This window comes from Streptosporangium sp. NPDC053982, assembly GCF_055585205.1.
In genome coordinates this window covers 16190-31896 of sequence record NZ_JBVJKQ010000014.1, presented here as the reverse complement: position 1 = coordinate 31896, position 15707 = coordinate 16190, and the positions used below count along the sequence as shown (strand labels likewise).

The 15707-nt window shown below is 70.3% G+C and carries 14 protein-coding genes and 1 tRNA gene; 7 read left to right on the top strand and 8 right to left on the bottom strand.

The annotated features are described in order from the left end of the window. Nucleotides 1–131: 131 nt before the first annotated feature. Nucleotides 132–1853: a tetratricopeptide repeat protein gene (locus tag ACZ6W9_RS25480; protein WP_389965423.1), complete on the bottom strand. Its 1722-nt coding sequence runs from the start codon at nucleotides 1851–1853 to the stop codon at nucleotides 132–134. A 323-nt stretch (nucleotides 1854–2176) separates the two neighbouring features. Further along, nucleotides 2177–3058, bottom strand: a complete 882-nt coding sequence (locus ACZ6W9_RS25475) for an NmrA family NAD(P)-binding protein (protein ID WP_470120001.1) — start codon at nucleotides 3056–3058, stop codon at nucleotides 2177–2179. Between the two features lie 117 nt (nucleotides 3059–3175). Here ACZ6W9_RS25475 and ACZ6W9_RS25470 point away from each other — a divergent pair, with 117 nt between their 5' ends. From ACZ6W9_RS25470 to ACZ6W9_RS25450, 5 genes are all read left to right on the top strand, one after another. Continuing rightward, complete coding sequence (locus ACZ6W9_RS25470) at nucleotides 3176–3811, top strand: TetR/AcrR family transcriptional regulator (RefSeq protein ID WP_389965417.1); 636 nt, start codon at nucleotides 3176–3178, stop codon at nucleotides 3809–3811. Nucleotides 3812–4073: 262 nt separating this feature from the next. Next, a complete protein-coding gene (locus tag ACZ6W9_RS25465) occupies nucleotides 4074–4199 on the top strand; it encodes a hypothetical protein (protein ID WP_470119999.1) in 126 nt (41 codons plus the stop codon). Between the two features lie 120 nt (nucleotides 4200–4319). Beyond that, nucleotides 4320–5561: a poly(ethylene terephthalate) hydrolase family protein gene (locus ACZ6W9_RS25460; RefSeq protein ID WP_389965414.1), complete on the top strand. Its 1242-nt coding sequence runs from the start codon at nucleotides 4320–4322 to the stop codon at nucleotides 5559–5561. A gap of 147 nt (nucleotides 5562–5708) precedes the next feature. Continuing rightward, nucleotides 5709–6185: a GNAT family N-acetyltransferase gene (locus ACZ6W9_RS25455; protein ID WP_352356362.1), complete on the top strand. Its 477-nt coding sequence runs from the start codon at nucleotides 5709–5711 to the stop codon at nucleotides 6183–6185. Between the two features lie 43 nt (nucleotides 6186–6228). Continuing rightward, complete coding sequence (locus ACZ6W9_RS25450) at nucleotides 6229–7320, top strand: IS630 family transposase (protein WP_470119997.1); 1092 nt, start codon at nucleotides 6229–6231, stop codon at nucleotides 7318–7320. A 56-nt stretch (nucleotides 7321–7376) separates the two neighbouring features. Here the strand turns inward: ACZ6W9_RS25450 and ACZ6W9_RS25445 are convergent. From ACZ6W9_RS25445 to ACZ6W9_RS25420, 6 genes are all read right to left on the bottom strand, one after another. Beyond that, nucleotides 7377–7451, bottom strand: a tRNA-Val gene (locus tag ACZ6W9_RS25445). A gap of 33 nt (nucleotides 7452–7484) precedes the next feature. Continuing rightward, the gene (locus ACZ6W9_RS25440) at nucleotides 7485–8498 is read right to left on the bottom strand and encodes an ROK family protein (protein ID WP_389965408.1); all 1014 of its coding nucleotides are present in this window, start codon (nucleotides 8496–8498) and stop codon (nucleotides 7485–7487) included. Between the two features lie 203 nt (nucleotides 8499–8701). Next, a complete protein-coding gene (locus ACZ6W9_RS25435; protein WP_389965405.1) occupies nucleotides 8702–9046 on the bottom strand; it encodes a hypothetical protein in 345 nt (114 codons plus the stop codon). 68 nt (nucleotides 9047–9114) lie between these two features. Further along, on the bottom strand, nucleotides 9115–9570 hold the full coding sequence (locus tag ACZ6W9_RS25430; RefSeq protein ID WP_389965402.1) for a peroxiredoxin: 456 nt from the start codon (nucleotides 9568–9570) through the stop codon (nucleotides 9115–9117). 84 nt (nucleotides 9571–9654) lie between these two features. Beyond that, entirely contained in the window at nucleotides 9655–10083 is a 429-nt protein-coding gene (locus ACZ6W9_RS25425; protein WP_362935558.1) for a DUF3052 domain-containing protein, read from the bottom strand. Between the two features lie 123 nt (nucleotides 10084–10206). Next, entirely contained in the window at nucleotides 10207–10614 is a 408-nt protein-coding gene (locus ACZ6W9_RS25420) for a secondary thiamine-phosphate synthase enzyme YjbQ (RefSeq protein ID WP_389965397.1), read from the bottom strand. A gap of 594 nt (nucleotides 10615–11208) precedes the next feature. On the opposite strand from ACZ6W9_RS25420, the gene aceE reads away from it, so the two are divergent. Both aceE and ACZ6W9_RS25410 read left to right on the top strand, forming a co-directional pair. Then, nucleotides 11209–13956, top strand: a complete 2748-nt coding sequence (gene aceE, locus ACZ6W9_RS25415) for a pyruvate dehydrogenase (acetyl-transferring), homodimeric type (protein ID WP_389965394.1) — start codon at nucleotides 11209–11211, stop codon at nucleotides 13954–13956. Nucleotides 13957–14045: 89 nt separating this feature from the next. After that, nucleotides 14046–15620 carry an alpha/beta hydrolase gene (locus ACZ6W9_RS25410; protein WP_389965391.1) on the top strand — a complete coding sequence of 525 codons (1575 nt, stop codon included), beginning with the start codon at nucleotides 14046–14048 and terminating at the stop codon, nucleotides 15618–15620. Nucleotides 15621–15707: the final 87 nt, after the last annotated feature.

Genomic DNA, 15707 nt, shown 5'->3' with positions numbered 1-15707 from the left:
CAGGGGATTCGACCACTCAGTGCATCGAGCTCGTGACGATCGGCATGTGCACCCGTCCGGGTGATGCGATGCATCTCGGCCGACAGCCTGCGACCATGGCCACAGGCCTTTCACGGCGGCGCGGGTCGCTCTCAGCCGCCGTCCGGCCGTCGCCCGGCCGTGGCACGACGGCAGCGGGCCAGTTCGGCGCGCAGGTCACGCCGCAGCCCCCGGTCCAGGTCCGGCTGGGCGAGCGCGTGAGCGAAGTCGCGGGCGGCCTCGTCCCACCGTTCCAGCCGCATCAGCGCCGTGCCCCGGTTGTAGCGGGGCACCGGCGCCGCCGACAGCGCCACCGCCCGGTCCAGGTCGGCCACGGCGGCGACCGCGTCGCCGCGTTCGAACCGGACGGCGGCCCGGTTCGTCCACGCCTCGACCAGCTCGGGATCCCCGGCCAGGGCGCGGGTGAGCAGCTCGTCGGCTTCGGCGAGGCCGCCGCGCTCCGAGCGGATCAGCCCGAGGGTGCACAGCAGCGCGGGTTCCTGCGGGGCCAGCGCCAGCCCGGCCCGTGCGCCCGCCTCGGCCTCGTCGAGCGCGCCGTGCTCCATCTGCAGGTTGACCAGGGCGATCCTGGCGTCGAGGTGCCCGGGGTCGATGGCGAGCGCGCACTCCAGGTCGCCGCGCGCCCGCGTGGAACGGCCCCGCTCCTGCTGGAGCACGGCCCGGTTGTAGTACGCCTCGGGCAGGTGCGGTCCCAGGCGGATCGCGGTGCCGTAGTCCCTGATCGCGGCCCGGGAACGGCCCGCCGCGCGGTGCAGGGCCGCCCGGTCCACGTAGTACTCGCAGTTGCCGGGGTCGTGTGCGATCACGGTGTCGAGGTCGGCCAGGGCCCGCGCCGGATCGCCCAGGGCCAGGTGCACCTGCGCCCGGTTGTGGCGTAACCGGGCCAGGTCCTGCGGGCGCTCCCCTGGGGCGAGCACCGCCTCCAGCCGGGCCAGCCCGTCGTCGATCATCCGCAGCGCGCGGGCGGGCTCACCGGCCTTGGCGTCCAGCAGCGCCAGGCCCTGCTCGTAGAAGACGGTGGACAGCGTCCGCCGCCGCGGGTCGTCCAGTCCGGCGGCGAGATGGAGCGCCCGTTCCAGCCAGTGCCGTGCCCGCGCCGGATCCTGCTCCGCCGCCGGCAGGTGCCTGGCGTACAGCATGGCGGTGGCGTATGCGGCCGACATGGTGATCTTCGGGTCGTCGGTGGCGGCGCGCGCCTCATGGTAGAGGTCGAGTGCTTCGGCGGCGCGATCCAGCGCCGCCAGGGCGGTGGCCAGCCCGGTGGTGAACGCCCACCAGTGCCGCAGATCGCCGCCCGGGGTCACCATGGCGCGCCCGCTCCGGGCGACCCGGGCCGCGTGGTGGTAGAAGCCGCGGGCCAGGCTGTCACCCAGGGCCGCACGGATCTCCTCCGGCCCCGGGCCTTCCGCCGCCGGCTCGCGGGCGCCGCCGTCCCGCAGGTCCAGGCGCACCGGGGACGACCCGACCCGGCGGGTCAACGCGTCCAGCAGTTCGCGGGTGGTCTCGTCGGCGTCGCCGACGTGGTCGAACCGCACCGTGACCGGGTGCCGGAGCGTATCCGCCCAGGCCGCCACGAACTCCGCCGCGCCGTAGGCCAGGAAGGCGGTGCGCCGGGCGGGGTGGAACCGGATCGGCTCCTCCTCGGCGGCCGGTCGTGCCGCGTGGTCGAGCCAGGGTGCGATGGCGTGCAGTTCGACCCGGTGGCGGGACGCCAGACGGGGACGGTCGGCGGCGATCCGGCCGAGGAAGGCCGCGACCCCCGCGTACGGTCCGTGGTCGCGATGGCAGTCGTAGCCGTCCGGCTCGCCGGTCACGGCGGAGCCGATCACCGCAGGGGCGGGCGCCCGGGAGCGCCCGCCGTCTCGGCAGCTACCAGCACCACTCGATCCAGAGCCGGCGGGCGCCGGACAGCAGGCGCACCGCACTCTTGCGGCGGACGGTCATCTTTCGCATGGACACCTCCGTGTGATCCGCTTCAGGACGCTCTGAGTGTAATCCGGCATACCGAAAATATGTAGGTCCCTCATGTTTTTAACCGGGACCCGGCGGTTCCAGCGCTTACCGGTTCGCTCTGAAGACCACCCAGCAGAATGTGAGCCGACAGCTCCCCGTCCAGGTCGTCAGGAGATCGGGCGATTCATCGGGCGGGATCCCCGGTGAACGATGTGGCGTGGTCGGTGGCCCACTGGCGGAAGGTCCGCGCCGGCCTCCCGAGGAGGTCGGACACCGTCGAGGTGACGTACGCCGGGTGTCCCGTCGCGGCGTTCCACGCCTCCAGGAGCATGTCCACGGCCGGGCGCGCGGCTTCCGGGGCCTCGCGCCGGAACTCGTCGGGCGGCAGTTCCTCGAACGTCAGCCGGCGGCCCAGCGCGTCTCCGATGACGCGTACCTGTTCGGCCTGGGTGAGCGACTCGGGGCCGGTCAGAACGTAGTCGCCGCCGGTGTGTCCGTCCTCGCGCAGGATCCTCGCGATGACCTCGGCCACGTCCCGATCGTCGACCGGGGCCGTCTCGGCCGCGCCGTACGGCCATCGGACCACGCCTTCGCCACGGATCGCGGCGGCCCACCACATCAGGGCGTTCGACGCGAACATCCCCGGCCGGACGATCGTCGCGTCGAGCCCGGTGGCCGCGATGAGCCGCTCGATCTCGGCGTGCAGCGCCGCCATCGGGTTCGGCTGCCGGAAGAACGGGTGCGGGGTCCGGTGCGGTGCGGACAGGTAGACGACCCGCTGTGCGCGGGCGGCCAGCCGGTCGACGACGGCCGCCGCGGTCTGCGGCGGGGCGGTCCAGACCAGGAAGACCGTGCCGACGGCGTGCAGCGCGGCGTCCAGTGATTCGGGCACCGTGAGGTCGCCGGTGACGATCTCGACGCCGGCGGGCAGCGTCGCCGCCGACTCGGGGCGGCGCACGAGGGCGCGGACCGGCACGCCCGCGTCGGTCAGCAGGTCGACCACGGCGCGGCCGATACGTCCGGTCGCCCCGGTGACGAGCACCGGAGACCCTTCCGCGGGTGTCATGGCGGCCTCGTCATCACCGGAGGAGTGCGGTGGGTGTCTGTCCGTCTGTTCCATGGCCGCCACTTTTCCGTTACCGGGTTAAAAAAGCAACCCAGTAACAAATGTTACCCTGATGAGGTGAGCGAGCCGGTCGGGCTGCGGGCCCGCAAGAAGGTACGAACCCGGGACGCGATCGCCGACGCGGCGATCTCACTGTTCCTGGCGCACGGGTTCGACCAGGTGTCGGTGTCCGACATCGCCGCGGCGGCCGAGGTGTCGAAACCGACGCTGTTCCGCTACTTCGCCACCAAGGAGGACCTGATCCTGCATCGCTTCGCCGACCACAACGGTGAGGCCGCACGCGTGGTCCGCGACCGGCGCCCCGGCGTCACGCCGATGACGGCGCTGCACCGGCGTTTCCGGGAGGGTCTCGATCGCTTCGAGCCGGTCACCGGCCTCAACGACCACCCCGAGGTGGTGGCGTTCCATCGGCTGGTGTTCACCACCCCGAGCCTGGCGGGACGGCTCCTGCAGTACATGCTCGACGACGAGGACGCGCTGGCCGCCGTCCTCGACCCGGGCGTCCGGGGCCGGCTGCAGGCCGCCCAGGTGATCGCGGTTCAACGCGTACTGGCCCGGACCAACTGGCAGAGGATCGCCGACGGGCGGACCGCGCACGACGTGCGACCCGAGGCGGTCGCCGACGCCGACCGCGCCTTCGCCGGACTGCGCCACGCGACGGACGACTCCTGGCCCGCCTCTCCCTCTGAGTGATCCCTCCAGGACGGCCGAGCGGCCGGCGCCTCTCGAATCGCGCTCCGTCCGGGATCCCCAACCGAGGGTCCGGGCCGCGTCGACCGGATCAATTGCGAGATCGTGATGAAAGTTTCAATTGCTCTTATCGGCGATTTCCTGTGCCGACACACCACAGGACGCGTATATGCCGGAGTGGGTCGCCGAAATTTTTACACGGATCTTGACACGTTTCAGAGGCGTTTCCACACTGAGTCCCCGGCGCGGTTCCCACTATCGGGTGGTGATGCAGAGGCCGCCGATCACGACGCCCTCGTGGTGCGCGTTCCGGTGCCGGGACGAGGAGGCGACCGGTGCGGAGCGGAGCCTCCGCACCGAAGACCACTCGGCGATGGCCGCCATGTGCTGATCCCGATGAGGGGCTCACCCGAGGAGAAGGAACACCACAGTGCGACGACGTGTGAGTGAGACTCCGGCGCCTCGTGCCGCCGGGAGGGTCCGATCAGAGCCCGGGTCACAGAACGGGTGGGTGAGGCGTGCGATGGCCGCGGCGGTCGTCGTCCTCGGGCTGCTCGCGGTGACCGTCGCGACCCGGCCGGCATCGGCCGCCGACAATCCCTATCAGCGAGGTCCCGACCCCACCCTGGCCAGTGTGTCCGCCACCAGGGGGACCTTCGCCACCGCGCAGATCAGCGTGCCGTCCGGGAACGGCCTCGGCGGTGGGGTGATCTACTATCCGACGGACACCGGCCAGGGGACCTTCGGCGCGGTCGCGATCGTGCCCGGCTATTCCGCCCTGTTCGCCAACGAAGAGGCCTGGATGGGTCCCTGGCTCGCGTCCTTCGGTTTCGTCGTCATCGGAATCGAGACCATCAGCCGTACCGACGGCGCCGACGCCCGAGCGACCCAGCTGCTCGCCGCCCTGGACTATCTCACTCAGCGGAGTCCGGTACGCGACCGCGTCGACCCCAGCCGGTTGTCGGTGGTCGGCCACTCCGCGGGTGGCGCCGGCGCCCTCACCGCGGCGCTCCGGCGGCCCTCACTGAAGGCCGCGGTCGGGCTCGCACCCGGCTCGCCCACGGGGAACCTGAGCCTGGCCGACAACCGGGTGCCCACGATGTTCATCTCCGGGCAGAGGGACACGGTGGTCACGCCGTCCTACCTCAACGGGTTGTACAGCACTCTCCCGGCCACGGCGCAGAACGCCTGGGTGGAGATAGCCGGCGTGGACCACCTGTTCGCGACGAGGGCGAACACCACTGAGATGCGGACACTGATCCCGTGGCTGAAGATCTTCGTTGACGACGACATCCGGTACACCCGGTTCCTGTGTCCGTTGATGGACTCCACCGGCATCTCGATGTACCGCGACAAGTGCCCGTACGTGCCGCCGGGCGGCCCGTCGACCTCGCCCTCGCCCTCGGTCACCCCCTCATCCTCACCTTCGGTCACCCCGTCGGCCTCCCCGTCTGCGGGCGCCTGCACCGCGAGCTACCGCACCACGAACTCGTGGCCGGGCGGCTATCAGGGTGAGGTCACGGTGACGGCGGGCGGCTCGGCGATCAGCGGATGGACCGTCAGATGGACGCCGGGCAACGGCCAGACGGTCAGCCAGGTGTGGAACGGCACGCTGGCCGCCGACGGCTCCGCGGTAACGGTGACGAACGCCCCTTACAACGGCTCGCTCCCGGCGTCCGGCACGACCACCTTCGGCTTCCTGGCCGGCGGTACGCCGTCGCCCCCCTCCCTCACCTGCAGCAGCCGCCCGTGACACCCGTCCGGCACGGCGGTCATCAGCCGGCAGGGGCCGCTGCCCCCTGCCGTGACGTTGAGCCATCTCTCCGTGCCCGAAATCCCGGCTGCGTCATCGGCTAGTGTCCTGAGTCAGGAGTTCTGTCCATATATGTAGGCTGGGTTCATGACGTGTGATATTCGCGCATACCGAGGCCCAGATGACGCCACAGCGACCTTCGATGTCTTCCAAGCCGCGATTCGCCAAACGGCCTCGTTGGTTTACGGACCGCGCCAGGTGGACGCATGGGCTGGCCCCGCTCGCACCGACCTGAGCGATTGGGACAGACGGCGGCAAGAAGCGTCGACCCTGGTGGCAGAAGTTGATGACACTGTCGTGGGGTTCACGGACCTGCTGCCGGACGGCTTGGTTGACATGCTGTTCGTTCATCCACGATCAGGGGGCAGGGGTGTTGCACGCGCCCTGCTCACTGCCATCATGCGCGAGGCGCGTGCCCGTGGGCTCACCGAACTGCGGACCTTGGCCAGTCGGAGTGCTCAGCCTGCGTTCGAACGCCTCGGATTCACTGTGGTCGCCCATCGCCCGGACAACACGGTCCGTGGGGTCGTCGTCCCCAACGTAGAAATGCGTCGCCGCCTCTAGCATCCTGAGTCAGGAATTCTGTCCATAACTCTACGCTGGTGTCATGGCGAGTACGGGGCGGCCGAAGGCCGAGCTGGTGTTGTCCGAGGACGAGCGGGCGGCGCTGGAGGGTTGGGTGCGGCGCAGGTCGACGCCGCAGTCGTGGGCGTTGCGATGCCGGATCATCCTGGAGTGCGCGACGGGCGCGACGAACAAGGACGTCGCGCAGCGGCTCGGGTCGACGCCTCACGCGGTCGGGCGGTGGCGGGCCCGGTTCGTCGAGCATCGGATCGCGGGCCTGGGTGACATGCCACGCTCGGGCGGGCCCCGGTCGGTGACCGACGAGCAGGTCGCGGCACTGGTGACCAAGACCTTGGAGAGCACACCGAAGAACGCGACGCACTGGTCGACCCGGTCGATGGCCAAGGAGATCGGCATGTCGCAGTCGACGGTCTCGCGGGTCTGGCGGGCGTTCGGCCTGCAACCCCACCGGGTCGAGGAGTTCAAGCTGTCCACCGACCCGTACTTCGTGGACAAGGTCCACGACGTCGTCGGGCTCTACCTGGATCCGCCCGAGCGGGCGCTGGTGTTCTGCGTGGACGAGAAGTCGCAGATCCAGGCGTTGGACCGCTCCCAGCCCGTGCGGCCGATGATGCCCGGAATCCCGCAGCGCGTGACCCACGACTACGTCAGGGCCGGCACCACGACCCTGTTCGCCGCCCTGGAGATCGCATCCGGCAAGGTCATCGGGTCCCTGCACCGCCGTCACCGCGCCGAGGAGTTCAAGAAGTTCCTGATCACCTTGGACAAGCAGACCCCCGCGGACCTGGACATCCACCTCGTGCTCGACAACTACGCCACGCACAAGACGCCCGCGATCCGCACCTGGCTGGTCGCCCACCCGCGGTTCCATCTGCACTTCACCCCGACAGGGTCGTCCTGGCTCAACCTCGTGGAGCGGTGGTTCGCCGAGCTGACGAACAAGCAGATCCGCCGCGGCGTGCACAAGTCCGTCCAGGCCCTGGAGAAGGACATCCGCGACTGGATCTCGACCTGGAACACCGAGCCGCGGCCCTACGTCTGGACCAAGACCGCCGACGAGATCCTCGAACGCCCCGCCGGATATCTGAACAGAATTCCCGGCTCAGGACACTAGTGGCACGCCAATGGCACGACGCCCCGTTTCCATGATCGGAAACGGGGCGTTTCTGCTGGTGGGCACTACTGGGTTCGAACCAGTGACATCTCGCTTGTAAGGCGAGCGCTCTACCGCTGAGCTAAGCGCCCCGGGCCGTCCCGTCCATGGGACGGGATAACACCTTACGCCACGTCGGGGGATTTGGGCACATCAAGCCGCCAGGTGGCGCCCGCGCCGGGGTCTCCGGCCGCCTGCCAGCCCAGGAGGGCGGCGCCCAGCATGCCGGCGTTGATCCCGAGGGCGGCCGGGCGGATCGGCGGGGCCTCGCGGAAGGTCAGGAGTTCGCGCAGGCGGCGGGAGAGCGGGTCCGACAGCAGGGGGCCCGCCTCGGACAGGCCGCCGCCCAGGACGATCACCGAGGGGTCGAGGAGGAGGGTGTAGGTGGCCAGGGAGAGGGCCAGCGCCTCGACGGCCTCTCCCCAGATCCGCGTGGCCACCGGGTCGCCCGCCGCGGTCAGCGCCGCGACCTGCTCGGCCGTGACCGCCGCGGTCCCGCCGCCGGCCGTCGGGGAGGTGGGGAGGGGCAGGCCGGAGGGGGCGGGCGCGGTGAGGGAGGCGGCGCGGGCCGCGTAGCGGCGGGCGACCGCCGAGGCGGAGGCGTAGGTCTCCAGACAGCCGATCTGCCCGCAGGCGCACGTCTCGCCGTCGGGGAAGACGGGGATGTGGCCGATCTCGCCGCCCCAGCCGGAGGCCCCGCCGTACGGCTCGCCGTTCACGATCATCGCGCCCGCGATGCCGGTGCCGATGGGCAGGAACAGGAAGTCGGAGGCCGTACGGCCGGCGCCGAGGACGCTCTCGGCGAGCCCGCCGGTGCGCACGTCGTGGCCGAGCATGACCGGGGCGTCCAGCGGGACGAAGGCGGCGGCGGGGACGTCGCGCCAGCCGATGTTGGCCGAGTACAGCGCGGCGTCGGCGGCGACCAGGCCGGGTACGGCGAGGCCGACCCCGGCGGGGGCGCCGCCGCCCCGGGCGGCGAGGTCGCCGATGAAGGACCGGATGGTCTCGACGACGGCCTCGGGGCCCCGCTCGCGCGGGGTGGCCCGGCGGTCGGTGAGGAGGATCTCACCGGTGCTCGTGACGAGCCCGCCCTTCATCGAGGTGCCGCCGACGTCAAGGGCCACAACGAACGAGCTCATGCATGCATCCACCGGGTCGAAGGGGCGAGGCCGAGGCCGACCCTAGCGCATGGCCGACGACCCGTTACGGCCCGCATCCGGAGGAACGGCGACGGAGGCGGGTGGACATCCTCGGGACGCATCCCAGGGGTGAGCGCGTCCCGGGGACGGCTTCACGCAGGTGACGAGAGCGCTCCGGGAGGCGGACGAGCCCGGAGGCGAGGTCAGCGGGTGCGGCCCAGGACCCGTTCCAGGGCGGCCTGGACCTCGTCGGCCAGGCCGGAGGCGTCCGGGACGTCCGGGGCGCCGGGAGCGGCGGCGTTCCCCGCGGGGACGGGCCGTCCGGACCGGGCGAGCCGTACGGACCCGCAGGAGCGGCATTCGACCTCGCCGAGCCGGCAGATGAGGGCGGCCGACCCGCACGCGGCGCACGTGTCGAGGTCCAGGTCGTGGGCGCGCTGGCAGTCCGGGCAGATGAGCACCTGGGTCTCCCGGCGCACCCCGCGCTTCCACGGGCTGGCGCCACGGACCGGGTCGGTCTGCCTGGCCCCGCAGGAGAAGCAGGGCATGATCGCCTCCGGAGGGGTCGAGAGCGGCGGACGCCCCCCGGGCGCCCGCCGGATCACCGCTGGGGAGCTCAGAGCTCGGCGAGGACCTTGCGGTACTCGGCGATGTCGCGCGCCTCCGGAATGGGGTTCACCACGCTCCACCGGACGACGCCGTCACCGTCGATGATGAAGGTGCCCCGGTTGGCGAGGCCCTTCTCCTCGTCGAACACACCGTACGCCTGCGCGACCTGACCGTGCGGCCAGAAGTCGGAGAGCAGCGGGAAGGTGTAGCCCTCCTGGTCGGCCCAGGCGCGGTGGGTGAACACCGAGTCCACCGAGACCGTCAGCACCTGGACGTCCTCGGGCGCGGTGGCGATGAACTCGTCGCGCAGCGCGCAGAGTTCGCCGTGGCAGACGCCGCTGAACGCGAGGGGGTAGAAGATCAGCACGACCTTCTTGCCCCGGTGGTCGGAGAGCTTGACCGGGGTGCCGTGCTGGTCCTTCAGCTCGAAGTCCGGAGCCGGGGAACCTACCTCGACCGCCATGTCGAAAGGTCCTTTCGTCGGATGATGGGCGACACCATCATCCTGCCGTACGACTCACATGAGCCGTACGGCAGGGCGGACCCCTTACCGGCGGGTCCGCGGAGGAGCCAGTCGGGTGCCCGACCAGTCGGGCGCGGCGCCGATGCTGCTGGTCTGCGAGAGACCGGCGGTCGTGGCGTCCTCCCCGATGTCGCTGGGCTCGACGTGGCCTTCGCGGCCGGCCTTGGGAGTGAGCAGCCAGATCTGGCCGCCTGCACTCAGGTTGGTCAGCACCCCGCTGAGGGCGTCGAACAGGTCGCCGTCACCGTCACGCCACCACAGCAGCACGACGTCGACGACGTCCTCGTATTCCTCGTCGACCAGCTCGTTACCGGTCAGCTCCTCGATGGAGTCGCGCAGATCGTCGTCGGCGTCCTCATCCCAGCCGACTTCCTGCACCACCTGACCCGGCTTGAGGCCGAGTCGTTCGGCCAGGCCGCGTTCGCCCCGAGCCTGACCCGCGGTCGCGCTCACGTTTGTCCCTCCTGCTTGGATGACACCGCGATCACACGGTGCTCAGAATGCTTCGGCACAGTCCACACGCTGTGACCCTCGGTCGTCAACGGTCGCCACGGCAACGAGTGGGCTACGTATGAATTAGTCCGACAAAAATGACAAACGGATCTGGCGTTCCGGATTGTCGACGTTGAGATCCACCAGGGCGATGGACTGCCAGGTGCCCAGCGCGAGCCGTCCGGACAGGACCGGGACCGTTGCGTAAGGGGGGACGAAAGCCGGCATGACATGCGAGCGTCCATGCCCCCTGGATCCGTGTGCATGCTTCCACCGGTCGTCGGCCGGCAGGAGATCCTCCAGCGCCGCGAGCAGATCGTCGTCGCTGCCCGAGCCGAGCTCGATCAGCGCGATCCCCGCGGTGGCGTGGGGGACGAAGACGTGCAGCAGCCCGTCTCCCCCGCATGAGCGGACGAAGCTCTCGCACTCGGAGGTGATGTCATGGATCCGCTCTCGGGAACCGGTCACCACCTCGATCGTCTGAGATCTCACATACCCGATCCTACGATCCGCGCTGAGCTGGGACGACGGCCCCGCCCTTTTCTCCGGGGCCCTCAGCCCCCTCCCCGGGGCGGCGGGGGCCGTCCACAGCGGAGAGTGCGCCGCTCAAACCGCTTCGCCCCCGCTTCGCGCATCATTATCGTCACGATCCCTCAAAGATCTTCGATTTCCCGCGAACGGCCACCGGAGATCTCCGGTGAATACGGCGATCCCCGATGATCCCCGGTGATCCCCGGCCACGGGGGCGCGGGATCCGGAGGCGGCCCGGCCTCGCACCCTGCGGCCGAGCCGGGAATCGGCGGAGGCGGCCCGCCTCGCGCCGGCCCGGCCGGACCTCCCACGGTCCGGCCCCGGCTAGATTCGTACGGCAAGGGCGGATTCGTCCCCGTCCCCGGAAAAGGACCGGGCAGCGTGTACCCTGTGGGAGAAATTCGTCCTACCATCGGTGGTCTAGGCCATTTTCACGCCCCTGCCAGCGGGGACCTCCTGGTTACCGGTCAGTAGAGATGCACTTTCCGGGGTAAGCGACCAGGATGGAAGGCGACCTACACCAGACAAAAGTCCATCCTCGGAAGGCGAGACCCAGTGGCTTCCGGACGCCAGCGTTTCTCGATCATCAGTGACGGCCTACCCAGCCAGCTTCCTGATGTCGACCCCAGCGAGACCCAGGAGTGGCTCGAGTCCCTCGACAACGTCGTCAAGACGGAGGGGCGGACCCGGGCCCGTTATTTGATGCTCCGCCTGCTGGAGCGGGCCCGGGAGCACCAGGTCGGCGTCCCCGGCCTGCGCAGCACCGACTACATCAACACGATCCCGCCGGAGCGCGAGCCCTGGTTCCCCGGCGACGAGTACGTCGAGCGGCGGATCCGCGCCTACATCCGGTGGAACGCGGCGGTCATGGTCACCCGGGCCAACGCCCGCACCAACGTCGGCGGCCACATCGCGACCTACGCGTCGGCCGCCTCCCTCTACGAGGTCGGCTTCAACCACTTCTTCCGCGGCAAGGACCACGGGGAGTCGGGCGACCAGGTCTTCATCCAGGGCCACGCCGCGCCGGGCATCTACGCCCGCGCCTTCCTGGAGGGCCGCCTCAACGAGGCCCAGCTCGACGCCTTCCGGCAGGAGCTGTCGCACGGCATCCGGGGCCTGCCGTCCTACCCGCACCCGCGCCTGATGCCCGACTTCTGGGAGTTCCCCACGGTCTCCATGGGCCTGGGCCCGATCTCGGCCATCTACCAGGCGCGGTTCAACCGCTACCTGCTGAACCGGAAGATCAAGGACACCAGCCGCAGCCACGTCTGGTGCTTCCTCGGCGACGGTGAGATGGACGAGCCCGAGTCGCTCGGCGCGATCGGCGTCGCCGCCCGCGAGGAGCTCGACAACCTCACGTTCGTCATCAACTGCAACCTGCAGCGCCTCGACGGCCCGGTCCGCGGCAACGGCAAGATCATCCAGGAGCTGGAGTCCTACTTCCGCGGCGCCGGCTGGAACGTCATCAAGGTCGTCTGGGGCCGCGACTGGGACCCGCTGCTCGCGGCCGACGTCGACGGCGTCCTGGTCAACAAGATGAACACCGTGCCCGACGGCCAGTTCCAGACCTACTCCGTCGAGTCCGGCTCCTACATCCGCGACAGCTTCTTCGGCGACGACCCGCGCCTTCGCAAGATGGTCGAGCACCTGTCGGACGAGGACATCCGCAAGCTCTCGCGCGGCGGCCACGACTACCGCAAGGTCTACGCGGCCTACAAGGCGGCCCGTGAGCACGTCGGCCAGCCGACGGTCATCCTCGCCCAGACCATCAAGGGCTGGACGCTGGGCAAGGACTTCGAGGCGCGCAACGCGACGCACCAGATGAAGAAGATGTCCAAGGCCGAGCTCAAGGAGTTCCGCGACCGGCTCTACCTGCCGATCCCCGACTCCGCCCTCGAGGGCGACCTGCCGCCCTACTTCCACCCGGGCGAGAACGACCCCGAGATCGAGTACATGAAGGAGCGCCGCGCGGCCCTGGGCGGCGTCCTGCCCAAGCGCGTGGTCCGCGCCAAGCCGGTCAAGCTGCCCGGCGACGCCGCCTACGCGCAGATGAAGAAGGGCTCCGGCAAGCAGAACGTCGCCACGACCATGGCGTTCGTCCGCCTGCTCAAGGACCTCATGCGCGACAAGGAGATCGGCCACCGGTTCGTGCCGATCATCCCCGACGAGGCCCGCACCTTCGGCCTCGACGCGATCTTCCCGACCGCGAAGATCTACTCGCCGCACGGCCAGACCTACGAGGCCGTCGACCGCGAGCTGCTGCTGTCGTACAAGGAGTCGACCGAGGGTCAGATCCTGCACGAGGGCATCAGCGAGTCCGGTTCCATGGCCTCGGTGGCCGCGGCGGGCTCGGCGTACGCCACGCACGGCGAGCACATGATCCCGGTCTACATCTTCTACTCGATGTTCGGCTGGCAGCGCACCGCCGACCAGATGTGGCAGCTCGCCGACCAGATGGGCCGGGGCTTCCTGCTGGGCGCCACGGCCGGCCGCACCACGCTGAACGGCGAGGGCCTGCAGCACGAGGACGGCCACACCCCGCTGACCGCCTCCACCAACCCGGCGGCGGTGTCCTACGACCCGTCGTGGGCCTTCGAGGTGGCGCACATCGTCCAGGACGGCCTGCGGAGGATGTACGGGGACACCCCCGAGAACATCTTCTACTACCTGACCGTCTACAACGAGCCCTACCCCCAGCCGGCCGAGCCCGAGGGCCTCGACGTCCAGGGCCTGCTGAAGGGTCTGTACCGGTACGCCGAGGCACCCGCCGTGTCGGGGCCGAAGGCCAACATCCTGTCCTCGGGCGTGGCCGGCCCCTGGGCCGTGGAGGCCCAGCGCATGCTGGCCGAGGACTGGGGCGTTGCGGCCGAGGTGTGGTCGGCAACCTCCTGGACGGAGCTGCGCCGCGAGGCGCTGGCCGCCGAGGAGCACAACCTGCTCAACCCCGACGCCGAGCGGCGGGTGCCGTACGTGACGCAGGCGCTGTCGCGGGCCCAGGGCCCGTTCGTCGGCGTCAGCGACTACATGCGCGCGGTGCAGGACCAGATCGCCCAGTGGGTCCCGGGTGACTGGACCTCCCTCGGCACCGACGGCTTCGGCCTGTCGGACACCCGGTCGGCGCTGCGCCGCCACTTCCATGTGGACGCCGCCTCGATCACCCTCGCCGTGCTCACCCAGCTGGTCCAGCGGGGCGAGCTGAACGAGGAGGTGCTGCGCGAGGCCATCGTGAAGTACCACCTGAAGAACGGCGTGACCGAGGCCGGCGGGGTGGAGAGCAACGACACCCAGTCCATGGGACTGTGACGTGACGCCGGGCGGGTCCTTTTTTTGAAAGGGCCCGCCCGGCTAGTGTTGGATCGCTTCCCCCGGCATCCGATTCGAGGGAGCATCACGTGCGAAAAGTCCTGGCGGTGGCGACCGCGGCGACCGTCCTGTCCGGCCTGTTGACCGCCTGCAGCGACCCGGCCCGCAACAGCGGGCTCGGCCCTGTCGACCCGTCCTCACCTGCCGGGGGGACCGCCGCGCCGTCGGACACGACCGGGACTGCGGGCGCGACCGGGCGCATCGCGTGGGGACCCTGCACCGACGTCCGGGGGCCGAACGGGCAGATCCCGGCCAAGCCCGACCCCACGCTGCGGTGCGGCTCACTGCGGGTGCCGCTCGACTACGCCAAGCCGGACGGCGAGACGCTGGACATCGCGATGATCCGCATCCCGGCGACCGACCAGGCCAGGAGGATCGGTTCCCTGGTCTTCAACTTCGGCGGCCCCGGCGCCTCGGGCGTCGACACCATGGCCCAGGCGGCCAAGGCGTTCTCCAGCCTCAACGCCCGCTACGACCTGGTCAGCTTCGACCCGCGCGGGGTGGAGCGCAGCTCCGGCGTCAGGTGCGACGGTAACCAGGTCATGGACCGCTACACCTCGATGAACACGATCGCCGTCACCGAGGCCGACTGGGAGCGGCAGGGACGCATCATCAAGGACTTCACCGCCGCCTGCGAACGGACCTCCGGGAAGATCCTGCCCTACGTCGGCACGGTGAACGCCGCCCGCGACATGGACCGGATGCGCGAGGCCCTCGGCGAGCCCAGGCTCAACTACTTCGGCATCTCCTACGGCACACAGCTCGGCGCCGTCTACGCCACCGAGTTCCCGAAGAACGTGGGCCGTTTCGTGCTGGACGCCCCGCTGGACCCGAGCGTCCCGATGGACAGGCGCACCGTGGTGCAGTCGGCCGGGTTCCAGCACGCCTACGACGACTTCCTCAAGGACTGTGTCAAGGGGCCGGGCCAGTGCGACGTCGGCGCCGACGAGACCATCGCGAACAAGCACGTCGAGAAGTTCATGAACGACGTGGAGGACGAGCCGCTCAAGGTCGGCCCCCGCGAGCTCACCCAGGGACTGGCCAACACCGGCGTCGCCGCCGCGCTGTACTCGAAGCTGACGTGGCCCCTGCTGGAGCAGGGACTGACGATGGCCTTCAAGGACGACGGGCGGCTCCTGCTCAGCCTCGCCGACAACTACAACGGCCGCCTGCCCGACGGGTCTTACACGACCCTCATGAGCAGCTTCCCGGCCATCAGCTGCGCGGACACCGCGGAGCGGCCGGACCTCGCGCAGCTGAAGCGCACCCAGCGGGAGTCGCTGAAGGTCTCCCCGCTGTTCGGCAGCGCCGGCATGGGGCTGATCTGCTCCTCCTGGCCGGTCAAGGGCAGCGACCAGGCCAGGAGGATCGACGCGGCGGGCTCGGCGCCGATCGTGGTGATCGGCGGCACCGGCGACCCGGCCACGCCGTACGAGTGGGCGCCGAAGCTGACCGAGCAGCTCGGCACGGGCGTGCTGGTCACCTACAAGGGCGAGGGCCACGGGGCGTACATCTCCGGCGACCAGTGCGTCAAGAAGGTGACCGACAGGTACCTCCTCGACGGGGACGTCCCGGCCAAGGGCATCACCTGCACGTCCTCCTGACCGTCCTTCCACGGCCGAGCCGTACGGTGCGGCGGTTCTCTCCGTACGGTGCGGCGGTTCTCCGCCCGGAGCCCGCACGGGTCCGGG